This is a genomic window from Hyalangium sp. (genome assembly GCF_035629615.1).
GTDB lineage: Bacteria > Myxococcota > Myxococcia > Myxococcales > Myxococcaceae > Hyalangium.
This window is the reverse complement of sequence record NZ_DASPHO010000687.1, coordinates 1-11630: the sequence shown is the minus strand read 5'-3', so window position 1 is coordinate 11630 and position 11630 is coordinate 1. Positions and strand designations below refer to the sequence as shown.

Here is an 11630-nt window from a genome sequence, read left to right as displayed (position 1 = left end):
GGACGACGCGATCATCACCGAGTTCGAGCTGTACGGGACGCACCTGGGCAACTACCGAGGCCTGCCACCCACGGGGCGCGCCTTCACGGCCCGGATGAGCGCGGTCTTCCTCTTCGAGGGAGAGCGGCTGGTGTGCGAGCGCGTGTACTTCGACGCGGCCACCATCCTCCGGCAGCTCGGCATTGCCCACAATCCCCTGAGCCTCAAGGGGCGGCTGGCCACGGCACTGAACCATCCCCTCACAGTGGGAGGCGCCTTCCTGCGTCAGGCGCTGCGCCGAGTAGGCAGCGCTCCCCTGGGCGGCAAACGCACGTAGTTCCCACCCTTTCCATGCGCCGGGTTTCTCAGCCTCGGGCTTCCACTACACGGACCTCCGGTAAGACCTCCCGGGCATTCACCTTCGCGCCCAGGGAGTGCGAGAAGGACTAGACTTTGGGGCTATATGCGAACGCTCCCATCGCCCCGAGTCCTCTTGTCGCTATCTGTCGCCTCGCTCCTGTCATTCGCGTGCGCCAGCCCCTCGCCTGCCATACACACAGGGCAGGTGATAGAGGTCGCAGATGCCACTTCCTGCGAAGAGCCGTATGCGGACCAGTTCGCATGTGTCGAGGAGGAGTGCGGCGTTTTCAGTTGCGAAGACGTAGATCCGGACGCAGTGGCGCGCGCTCCTTTGGAGCATGGTACGGAATTCGCACGAGGCTTCCGTCCGCCGTTTCGCAGTCCTGGCTCTCATCGAAATTGGAGACGCGCCGGCCTTCGGGACGATGCTCGGCCCCGGATGACGTTCCACTTCCGCTATCGCCACGGTTTCCTGCCAGCCTTTCCTCGGCTGGAGGGTAAGTTGATCAGGCACCACCTGTTCCCTCAGGCGCGAGAGTTCAGGGAGTGGTTCAGGGCCCATGGCATCAACGTCCACGAGTGGACCATGGTCATTCCGGAACACGTGCACCTGCGCGTTCACAGTGGCAAGGGCAGAGGGGGCTTGTGGAATGAGGCGTGGAGACAGTTCCGTGTAGCCAACGAGGGCCGTCGACTGCCAAAAGAGGAGTTGATCGCCAAGGCCTTTGAGCTTGCGTACCGCTACGACATCGTCGGCCCCATCACGTCCTACAACCACCCAATCGTCCCTCCCGGCCCCCAGCTACTTGCCCCGTGATGACTGCAGAGAAGTAGAGGAGAGAACGTGAAGTTCTTCCACATCGAAGCGGACAAAGCGCCGCGCTACACAGGCAATCTGGACGCTGGACACAAGTGGGGACTGCCAGGAGTGGAGCCCTGCCCAACATGCGGCGTAAGTGGTGGAGTCGTAGGGCTCCAATACCCATGCGTAGACTTGTCCAGCCTTTCGGAGCGCAAGAAGTTCGATGATCCGTGGCCGGTGCCTTTCGAGGAATTTGCTCGTCTGCGCGAGCTGGTTCGGCCGTTAGCACCTCAGGGAGCTATGCTGGAGCCAGGCACGAGATTCGGTCCTCTGGAGGGTACAGGCTCGGGTTACTTCGGCCAGCTCTTCATGCAAAACCCCTGGTCACTCTACGTCCGCCGCGAAGCACTGGATCGACTCAGCGGGGACGGGGTTCAGGGTCTTCAGGGGTGCCCCATCAACGTGCGGTTCCGTGTGAAGCGTCCGCCAGAGTTGCTAGCTTTTCAGCTAGAGTTACATGGTCGGTATCACCCCGACTGCCTGCCGCCAGACCGTAAGCAGCCATGTCCTACTTGTGAGAATGATCCTCTTAAGCGACCGGACCCCATGATCCTTGAGGCTGCATCGCTGCCCGTGAACTTGGACGTGTTCCGTCTCCGGCAGGCGTGGACAGTGATCATTGCGAGCGAGCGCATGGTGGGTGCAGTGCAGCGCCTTGCACTCGACGGCGTGATCTTCCGGGGATTGGAAACCCGCTAACGAGCATTTGGTTCGCACGACGGCTGATTCGGATCATTGGTTGAGACCTACCATGCCGGATTGCACCAAGAAGCAGCACAGCACGGACAGCCATACTCACTCAAATCTACCCGTGCTTAACTTGCTCAGATACAAGGGAATCCAGACAGCGCAAGATCGATGATATTCGCACCAAGATCGACCAACACTGCTCTTCAGTCACGTTGCGTCGATTGTGCATGAAGTCATTCCTGATGAACTTAAAAACAGTGCGAATCTCGGAGCGTAAGACTTTCACATCCGCAGACACATACCTCCCTGCATCATCAAGACCTGCAATGAACTCATCCACCAGTCGCTGCCCATACAGGCTAGGCTTGGTTAGGTCTTTCAACCTTGACTCCAGCAGGACACACCCTTCTCTCACTGCGGCATCGAACCTTCCAATCTTGACAATCTCACCTGCATGCAAACGAAGTTCCGGATGCAAACCCTCTTTCTGAGTTGCCATTAACTTCCGAAGAGCAGACAGGCCAAGCGACGATAATCGCAACCCCTTCTTTACAAGAGCCCCTAACGCTTCGACTTCCAGTTCGCGTTTTTCCTCTGGCGAGAGTTCGATCTTCTCGTCCTTAGAGAGCCATGAATCAAAGCCTGAGACCCACTGCTCTTCCCATGCAGCCATCGAGAGGCCCGAGGTGCTAGTCACGTATCCTTGGCGGAGCAACTCCTCCACATCACTCCACCAGACAGCCACATGAAACAGCTCTTCATCGAAGGGATCCTTGACGTTCGAAGGCTCCCCAACGAGAAACAAGAAGCACATGTCGATATCATCGATCGCATAGAAAGTTTCTTCCGCCGGAAACTGTCCAAGGCTCGCAAGAGCGACTCTCCATCCATGCTCAGCAGGGTACATAGGCCAGTTGGCGTGAATCAAGATGACACCTTCAGATGTCATCCCAAGATAGCCAGGATGCTCGTCGATCTTACTCATTCAGGCCACCAGTTCTCTTGCTGCGGACGTACACCATCAAACTTAGGGTCAAGAAAGCCTGACCATACTAACGTACGTGAATCACAGGAAATGCCGTCAGCACCAAGGGTATTTGTGCGCGTGTGGATGTAGCTGATCTCTCAGTTGCCTCTCTTTTACTTACTCCCTTCGTTCGTGTTTCTCAGCCTCGGACTTCCACCTCGCGGACCTCTGGTGAGACCTCCCGGACGTCCACCTTCACGTCCAGGAAGTGCGAGAACGTGTCGAGCTGCGTCTCCGCGTGCCCATCCAGCGGCAACGTGCGGAACTTGCCCCCCTTCGCCAGCGCCATCAGCAGCAGGAGCTGATCGCACAGGTGCTCTTCCACTGGCACCTCTGCCTCCAGGTAGCGCTTCACCTCCTCCGTCACCTTCCCCGCCACCTCCTCCGCCCTCACCCCTCGCTCTCCGAAGCCCGTGAACACCTCCGTCACGTGCTCGCTCTCCACCTCCAGCGTCAGCACGTTCCCCGGCCCCGCCGTGCGCTTCAGCTCCTCCGTCCGCAGCTCGTTCGGCCGCCACTTCAGCTGCTGCTCCACCGTGGCCAGCTCCCGCTTCGCCACGTCGAACGGGAGCATCGCGATCAGCGCCGTCGCCTGCCGCCGCGTCACCCTCCCCCGCTCCAGCAGCGTCAGCGGCTTCAGCGGCGCTGGCTCCACGTCCACCCGGAACTTCCCTCCTCCCGCTGGGAAGAAGCCGTGCCGGTCCAGCACCGCCTCCACCTTCGGTCCCATGCGCCGCACCAACGGCAGGTACGCCTTCTCTAGAAAGTCGAACGGCGGCGCCAACGGGTTGTGCGTCCCTCCCTCCAGCACCAGCGTGGACGGCCCGCTCGCCACCATCAGCGCCGGCAGCACCGTCTGCAGCACCAGCGTCGCGCTCCCCGCCGTGCCCACCGAGAAGAAGTAGTTGCCCGCCGCCAGCGCCCGCGGCTTGAACGTCAGCTCGCGCGAGCCCAGCTCCGCACCCGTCACCTCCGCCGCTCCCACCTCCGCCGCCGCCTTCACCCCCGTCAGGTGCTGACGCAGCAGCCCCGGCTTCTTCCGCCCCGCCCGGATGTTCACCATCTGGAAGGGCGTCCCCGTCACCAGTGACAGCGCCAGCGACGTGCGCAGCACCTGGCCGCCACCCTCTCCCTTCGAACCGTCAATCCGCACCATGTGAATGTTCCTCTCACGCCAAAAGTAGCGGCGCCCGCTCCCCCATCCTAGCGACCGATTATCTCGGTCTCGGGGGGAGCGGGCGCCTCGAATGTCACTATCCCGGCATGGTCACCTCGTCGGCCACCTCCGGGCCTAGCCCTTCACACACACCACCTGCCGCAACGTGTGGACCACCTCCACCAGGTCCGCCTGCGCCGCCATCACCGCATCGATGGGCTTGTACGCACCCGGCGTCTCGTCGATCACGTCCACGTCCTTGCGGCACTCGATCCCCGCCGTCGCCTTCTCGTGGTCCTCGAGCGTGAAGCGCTTCTTCGCCGCCTCGCGCGACATCACCCGCCCCGCCCCGTGGCTGCACGAGTGGAAGCTCTCCGCGTTCCCCTTCCCGCGGACGATGTAGGAACGCGCCCCCATGCTGCCGGGGATGATCCCGAGGTCCCCCTCACGCGCCCGCACCGCGCCCTTGCGCGTCACGAAGCAGTTCTTCCCGTAGTGGTGCTCACGCGCCACGTAGTTGTGGTGGCAGTTCACCGCCGCGTCCTTCAGCCCGAACGCCGGCAACAGCTGCGAGGCCCCCAGCGCCTGCACCACCGAGTCCATCATCAGCTGACGGTTCGTGGCCGCGTACTCCTGCGCCCACTCCACCGCCCGCACGTAGTCCTCGAAGTGCTCCGTCCCCTCCGGCAGGTACGCCAGATCCGCGTCCGGCAGGTGGATGAAGAAGCGGCGCATGTCCTCCTTCGCCAGCTCGATGAAGTGGCTCCCGATCCGGTTCCCCACCCCACGCGAGCCGCTGTGCAGCATCACCCACACGTCCTCGGACTCGTCCAGGCACAGCTCGATGAAGTGGTTCCCCGTCCCGAGCGTCCCGAGGTGACCCAGGTCCGGCCCACGGCCCAGCCGCGGGTGCTTCTCGAGGATGGCGTCGTAGCCGGGCTTCAGGCGCGCCCACGCCTCACGGTGCATGGACGGCGCGTCCTGCCACGCCCCGCGATCGTTGCGGGCACCGTTGTCCGTCCGGCCGTGGGGCACCGTGCGCTCGATGACCGCGCGCACCGGGGCCAGGTTGTCCGGCAGCTGCTCGGCGCGCAGCGTCGTGCGCACTGCGATCATCCCGCAGCCGATGTCCACACCCACCGCCGCCGGGATGATGGCGCCCACCGTCGGCACCACGGACCCCACCGTCGCCCCGTACCCGCGGTGCACGTCCGGCATCGCGGCGATCCACTTGTGAACAAAGGGCAGGCCCGCGAGGTTCTTCAGCTGCTTCTTCGCCTCGTCCTCGAAGGGGACGCCGACCGTCCACGCCTTGATGGGGTTGCCCTTCTCGTCCGACAGAACCTCGTAGTTGTACTTGCGGTTCATGGTCTTGCCTTCCGTTCGTTCGCCCGGTCCATGTGCCAGGCACGCAGAGGGGTAGAGCAGCCGCCGTGCCAGCCCGCTCTCCGAGGGGAGTCCTCACCGTACTGGCCGATTCCCTATCCCATGGGATAAATTCATATCTGTATGGCGAAGACCCAGGCGCGCAAGACGGTGGTCATCGGGATGCTCGGGACGACGATCGACCAGGGGCAGGGCCCGAGGCGGTGGGAGAAGTGGCGCCCCACCGTAGCGCTGTGCCAGCAGGAGGACCTGCTGGTGGACCGCCTCGAGCTGCTCTACCCGCCCACGGCCACGGTGCTGGCCGCGACGGTGACGGAGGACATCCGCCAGGTGTCGCCGGAGACGGAGGTGCGCGGCGCGGTGGTGGACATCCGCAACCCGTGGGACCTGGAGCAAGTCTACGGGGCGCTGCTGGACTACGCGCGCAGCTACCCGTTCCAGCCCGAGCAGGAGGACTACCTCGTCCACATCACCACGGGGACGCACATCGCGCAGATCTGCATGTTCCTGCTGGTGGAAAGCCGGCACCTCCCCGCGCGGCTGGTGCAGACCTCGCCGCCGACGGGGCGGGACAAGGGGCTGGGCGGCGCGGGTGGACACACCCTCATCGATCTGGACCTGTCGAAGTACGACAAGCTGGCGGCGCGCTTCCAACAGGAGCAGCGCGAGGCCCTGTCCCTCCTCAAGGCGGGCATCGACACGCGCAACCCCGCGTTCAACAGGCTCATCGAGCGGATCGAGCAGGTGGCCATGAACTCCCGCGCGCCCCTGCTCATCACCGGGCCCACGGGGGCAGGCAAGTCGCAGCTCGTGCGCCGCATCTACGCGCTGAAGAAGGCCCGGCGGCAGGTGAGCGGGACCTTCGTGGATCTCAACTGCGCCACGCTGCGAGGAGATGGGGCCATGTCCGCCCTGTTCGGCCATGTGAAAGGGGCCTTCACGGGGGCGGTGAGCGACCGGCCGGGGCTGCTGCGACAGGCGAATGGGGGCGTGCTGTTCCTGGATGAGATCGGCGAGCTGGGCGCGGACGAGCAGGCCATGCTGCTGCGCGCGCTGGAGGACAAGCGCTTCCTGCCGGTGGGCTCGGACAAGGAGGTGGAGAGCGACTTCCAGCTCATCGCCGGCACCAACCGGGACTTGCAGGCGGAGGTGGAGCGCGGGCGCTTTCGGGAGGATCTGCTGGCGCGCATCAACCTGTGGACGTTCCGGCTCCCGGCCCTGCGCGAGCGTCCCGAGGACATCCCCCCCAACCTCCTCTACGAGCTGGACCAGGCCTCCCAGGCGCTCGGCCAGCGCGTGACGATGAACAAGGAGGCCCAGGAGCACTTCCTGCGCTTCGCCACCTCCCCCGAGGCTCGCTGGAGCGGCAACTTCCGAGACCTGAACGCGGCGGTGCTGCGCATGGCCACGCTGGCCTCCGGGGGACGCATCACCCGGGAGGACGTGGACGAGGAGCTCGCCCGGCTGCGCGCGCAGTGGACGAGGGGTGGCTCCCCCGCCGCGACGGGCGCGGTGGATCTCGTGGCGGAGGTGCTCGGCGCCGGGCTGGCGGCGGAGTTGGATCGGTTCGACCGGGTGCAGCTCGCGGACGTCATCGCCGTGTGCCGGCAAGCCCGCTCGCTGTCGGAGGCCGGGCGCGTGCTGTTCTCGCAGTCACGCGCGCGCAAGCAGAGCACCAACGACGCAGATCGGTTGAAGAAGTACCTCACCCGCTTCGGGCTGGATTGGGGTGACGTCTCAGGGCACAGGACGACCGAAGCCGCCTGACCCACCCCCTGCAGCCTTCAGTCAGCGTCCGCTCCACGCGCATCAACCGGCCCGCAGTAGGAATGCGAACACGGCCCCTGTCCCCTGACGTCCGTCGTAGCGCAGCTCCGCCCCCATGGCACGGGCAAGCCGGCGGCTGAGGGCAAGTCCCAGCCCTACACCGGGGCCGGACTCCGCCGCGCGCTCGGAGGACTTCGAGAAGGGCTCGAAGAGGTTCTTGGCATCCGTTGGCGAGACACCGGGCCCGTGGTCGGCCACGACGATCGCGATGCGTGAGCCTCGACGCTCGGCGCGGATGTGGATACGCGTGTCCTCCGCACCACGCGCGTACTTGCACGCGTTGTCCACCAGGTTGAAGAGCACCTGTTCCGCCGCGGAAGGCTCCACCCGTACGCGCGCGGCCTCAAGCGCCTCGTCGAGCTCCAGAACGAGCGACATCCCCGCCTCCCGCGCCCGCTCCTCCGAGCGTCCCAGGTTGTCCCGGAGGAAGGCGCCGAGCTCCGCTGGCTCCGCTGCCTTGGGTGAGCGCTTGCGCTCCAGCCGCGCATACGCGAGCACGTTCTCCACCAAGTGGGCGAGCCGGTTCGACTCGCGCTGCAGCGTCTCGTAATAGCCCCGGCGCTGCGTCTCGTCCGTCACCATGCCTTCAGCCAGCATCTCCGCGTACATCCGGAACGTGGTGAGTGGCGTGCGCAGCTCATGCGTCACAGCGGACACGAATGCGGCCCGACGCTCGCTCAGGGAGATAGCGCCGAAGAGCAACAGCCCCACGGCGACGAGCGCCAACACGAGCGCTCCCCAGGCCACGATGAGGCTCCAGGTCACAGGAGAGCCCTCTGGAGCTTCGAGCTGTACATCCCCAGGCACCAGCCGCACCGGCAGCGACGCAAGACGCCGCTCCAGGAGATCCCCTGCCCCAGCCGCCACGGGCTCGAGCGTGGCCAACGGCAGCAGATCCGTCACCTCTCCCAGCAGCAGGGTGCGAATCCGTGCCCAGTCCAGCCAGGCCCCTTGCACCTCCATGGCTCCAGATTCCCGCTCAATCCTGCGGACCAGCAGGAGCTCATCGCCCATCCACACGGGCACCATGGGCGACACCTGGACTTCCTGCGCTGTCGGCGCCGAGCCTGATGGGGCCTCGTTCGCGAAACCTGGATAGGCCGCGTTCCCAATGGCCTGCATGTGGCGGCGGCTGAACTCGATGACGCTCTGCTCGCGCATTGCGACGACGATCTCTGGCGAGGACGTTCCCGTCTCGAGCCCGAGCAGCATCCTGCGATCCAGCCGGGCGTCCAGCTCGGCGAGGCGCGCACCGTACTGCTCGAGCTGCTCGCTCCTGGCCCCTGCCGCCAAGGCTGGCGCGCGCTGCCTTGCCTCCGGAACCTGCGGTGACCTCAACGGACCCTCTCCCTGGAACGCGAAGTGCAGCCGTACCTCCTCGGGTACCCCGTACAGCAGCGGCGAGGCGATGCGCACCGTTGAGGGCTCCGGCGCGCTGCCCTCCTGAGCGAACGCGTGAAGCGGGACGTAGAACGACTCCCACGCACTCACGGCCCGCGTGCTCTCCTGGGCCAGGAGCCTCGCGAGGCGGCCATCCATGCGCCACAGCGCCAGGCGGACACGCTCCTCGACCAGCGCCTCCGCTCGGGTCCGAGCCTCCGCTCGTTCGAGCCTCAAGGTCGTGACGCTCAGCCACGCCAGCGCCCCACACGCCAGCGCAACGCAGGCGGCCAGCGCCAGCCAGGTGGGCAGCGCCCGTCTCACCCCGGACCTCCACTCGCGAAACGGTACCCCTTGCCCCTCACCGTGAGGAGGATTCGCGGCTCCTCCGCGCTGTCCCGCAGCTTGTCGCGCAGCCGCGCCACGTGCATGTCCACCGTCCTCGTGCGCGAGAGGCTCGCCGGCAGCCGCCACACCCGCTGCAGCAGCTCATCCCGCGACACCACCCGCTCCCGATTCAACGAGAGGTACCGCAGCAGCTCGATCTCCCGCTCCGACAACAGCTCCGTCGCGCCATCCTCGAACCGCAGCTCGCACTTGCGCAGGTCCGCTACGCCCCCCTCGAACTGGATCTCCTCTACATCCAGCGGCCGCTCCGCGCTCCGCCGCAGCACCGCCTCCACCCGCGCGAGCAGCTCCTTCACGCTGAAGGGCTTCACCACGTAGTCGTCCGCCCCCAGCCGCAGCCCCTGGATCCGGTCCTCCTCCTGCCCTCGCGCCGTGAGGATGATGACTGGAAGCGTGGGCCGCGCCTTCCGGGCCTCGGCCAGCACCTCCAGTCCATCTCCCCCTGGCAACACCAGATCGAGCAGCATCAGCTGGAAGCTGTCCCGCGTGGCGCTCGCAAGCGCTTCCTTGAAGGTCCCCGCCTCCAGCGGCACGTAGCCCTGGAACCGGAGCGCGTCCACCACTCCCCGGCGAATCGCCGGGTCGTCCTCCACCACGAGTACGCGACGGGCAGGCATGGCGCCTCCATCATCCCTCAGTCAGCGCCAGAAGCTGACTTCATAGGTGAGCGTCTTGCGCTCGCCCGGCTCGAGCGTGAGCGTCCAGTCGATGTCGCTGTGGCTGTTCACCGCCGCCAGCCTGTTGCTCCCCCAGTCGTCCGGCCGGAAGTCATCCACCTTCACACGGCCGCCGCCCGTGACTGCCTCGGCCTTGCCTCCCGTGGACAGCCGGATCCGCAGCGGCGTGCGCTCGCCTCGGGGATTCGAGAGCGTGATCGTCCCCTTCTTCCGAATGAGCGCGTAGCGGCCTCGGTTGCTCTCCAGCGCGTCCTGCTTGCGCTCCAGCTCCACCTCCTCGTGCAGCGCTCGCACGTCCGTGGCCACCGTGAGCGGGACCAGCGTGTCACCGCCTCGCGTCGTATAGGTGAGCAGCTCCTGGGCCTGCGGCACCTGCCCGCGCATCACCAGCACCGGGCCCGTGGTCCACGGATACTTCGTGCCGTTCTTCATCTCGAGCTGGTGCCACACCTCCGCCCGCGCGAGCCGCAGCGGCGACGCGCTCCCCATCGAGCCTCCCGAGCTCCCGTACTGGACCGTGTCCGAGTCGTTCTCGTCCCGGCGAACCTTCACGTCGAGCGTGTAGAGATCCCGCGTCGGCACCTCATCGCTCCACAGGGGCACCACCGCGCGAGCCCCCTTGGGCAGATCCATTGCTGCGAGCGGGTGGACGAAGAAGTCGGGCGACTCGGCCGACCCGCCAAAGTCCGGGATCTGAGGGGTGGTGCTCACCTCCTCGTCACTCGCATGCCCTCGCCACTCGCCTGCGCGCTGCGTGAACATGGCGTTGCTCATGTTGTTCATCCGTCCCATGAGCGAGGGCGCCGCCTGAGCCAGCGCGTTGCGCACCACGCCCTCCAGGGACAGGGGTGAGGCCACGTCTCGGAACCGGAAGTTCGGCACCCCGACGACGAGATCGAACGGCGCTCCCCGGATGTCCTCCAGCTCGTTCACGAGCTCCGCCTGGAGCGCAAGTGTCCCCTTCCCACCCTTCTTCGCCTCGAACCGGTAGGTGGGGATCCAGCGCAGGCCCGGCGAGAAGTAGAGGATCCGCACCGAGAGGGCCTTGCCCGCGGCCTCCGTGCCAAAGTCGAGGGAGAGCCGCTTGCGCCGCTCCTTCACGCGGACCTTCCTCTTGCACTCGAGCGAGAGCTCCGCGCCAGACACCCGGCGGATGTCCTTGCCCGCGATCACCACCGTCCCCCGCTCCGGCACTGAGAGGGCCACGACCTGGCCCAGCGGAGGCACCAGGAGGACACTGGCAGGCTCGAACGAGGCCGAGCGCGCGGAGATCTCCGGCGCCGAAGGGGAAGCCGCCATCACTGGGAGGGGCAGCACCGTCCCTGTCAGCGTCGCGCCCTCGAGCTCGAGGGTGACCCGCTTGCCGGGGTTCGCCTCGAGGATGGAGGCCGGATCCATGCAGGCGCCGCGCTCCTCCCGCTCCACCTCCTGCTCGTGCCACTCCGCACGCATGGAGCGCAGGGCGGGCCCGCGATCACTCCATGCCCAGAACGTGCCGAGCACCGCGCTGTCCGGCACCTCCTCCGTGAACGTGATGCCGCGTGAGTCGGCGATCGCCTTCGCCTGCTTCACCAGCAGGGCGTGCCCATCCTTGAAGACGACGACGCGCTCGGTCTCAAGCGTGAGCACTCCCGGACGCCCCTCCCCCTTCTTCTCCGCGCCTTCCGCCGCGCACGCACTCAGCAGTACGGCGAGGACCCACACGATCTTGTGACGCATGTTGCTCCTTCCCTCTCGTTGACGGGAACAGTACGAACAGGGGACGTCGCGGTGGGTAACCCGAAGGTAACGAGCCAGCCCCACCCTCCAGCGTTCTCAGTCTCTCGCCGCAGCGGCCATCACCGTCTGCGCCCTCGGCAGCTCCACGTCGAAGCGGGC

At 66.1% G+C, this 11630-nt stretch carries 10 protein-coding genes; 4 read left to right on the top strand and 6 right to left on the bottom strand.

Going from position 1 to position 11630, the window contains the following annotated elements; translation table 11 throughout:
* The 3 genes from VD972_RS34550 to VD972_RS34540 form a co-directional block, all read left to right on the top strand.
* Positions 1-316: ester cyclase (locus VD972_RS34550; protein WP_324993069.1), on the top strand; the 316-nt coding region annotated here is incomplete at its 5' end.
* 126 nt (positions 317-442) lie between these two features.
* The gene (locus VD972_RS34545; RefSeq protein WP_324993068.1) at positions 443-1156 is read left to right on the top strand and encodes a TIGR02269 family lipoprotein; all 714 of its coding nucleotides are present in this window, start codon (positions 443-445) and stop codon (positions 1154-1156) included.
* Between the two features lie 27 nt (positions 1157-1183).
* The gene (locus VD972_RS34540) at positions 1184-1900 is read left to right on the top strand and encodes a double-CXXCG motif protein (protein ID WP_324993067.1); all 717 of its coding nucleotides are present in this window, start codon (positions 1184-1186) and stop codon (positions 1898-1900) included.
* A 106-nt stretch (positions 1901-2006) separates the two neighbouring features.
* Here VD972_RS34540 and VD972_RS34535 read toward each other — a convergent pair whose 3' ends face one another.
* The 3 genes from VD972_RS34535 to VD972_RS34525 all read right to left on the bottom strand — a co-directional run bounded on the left by VD972_RS34535 (position 2007) and on the right by VD972_RS34525 (position 5442).
* Complete coding sequence (locus VD972_RS34535) at positions 2007-2876, bottom strand: TIGR02391 family protein (protein WP_324993066.1); 870 nt, start codon at positions 2874-2876, stop codon at positions 2007-2009.
* Between the two features lie 181 nt (positions 2877-3057).
* Positions 3058-4074 (bottom strand): RNA 3'-terminal phosphate cyclase, encoded by a 1017-nt coding sequence (gene rtcA, locus VD972_RS34530; RefSeq protein WP_324993065.1) that lies wholly within the window; start codon positions 4072-4074, stop codon positions 3058-3060.
* A 135-nt stretch (positions 4075-4209) separates the two neighbouring features.
* Complete coding sequence (locus VD972_RS34525) at positions 4210-5442, bottom strand: RtcB family protein (protein ID WP_324993064.1); 1233 nt, start codon at positions 5440-5442, stop codon at positions 4210-4212.
* Between the two features lie 141 nt (positions 5443-5583).
* Here VD972_RS34525 and rtcR point away from each other — a divergent pair, with 141 nt between their 5' ends.
* Complete coding sequence (rtcR, locus tag VD972_RS34520) at positions 5584-7227, top strand: RNA repair transcriptional activator RtcR (RefSeq protein ID WP_324993063.1); 1644 nt, start codon at positions 5584-5586, stop codon at positions 7225-7227.
* 42 nt (positions 7228-7269) lie between these two features.
* On the opposite strand, the gene VD972_RS34515 is transcribed toward rtcR, so the two are convergent.
* Genes VD972_RS34515 through VD972_RS34505 form a run of 3 tightly spaced genes read right to left on the bottom strand, consistent with a single transcriptional unit; the run spans position 7270 to position 11471 of the window.
* Entirely contained in the window at positions 7270-8991 is a 1722-nt protein-coding gene (locus tag VD972_RS34515) for a HAMP domain-containing sensor histidine kinase (RefSeq protein ID WP_324993062.1), read from the bottom strand.
* Positions 8988-9692 carry a response regulator transcription factor gene (locus tag VD972_RS34510; RefSeq protein ID WP_324993061.1) on the bottom strand — a complete coding sequence of 235 codons (705 nt, stop codon included), beginning with the start codon at positions 9690-9692 and terminating at the stop codon, positions 8988-8990. Before VD972_RS34510 ends, VD972_RS34515 begins: the two co-directional genes overlap by 4 nt.
* A gap of 21 nt (positions 9693-9713) precedes the next feature.
* A complete protein-coding gene (locus VD972_RS34505; protein WP_324993060.1) occupies positions 9714-11471 on the bottom strand; it encodes a hypothetical protein in 1758 nt (585 codons plus the stop codon).
* Positions 11472-11630: the final 159 nt, after the last annotated feature.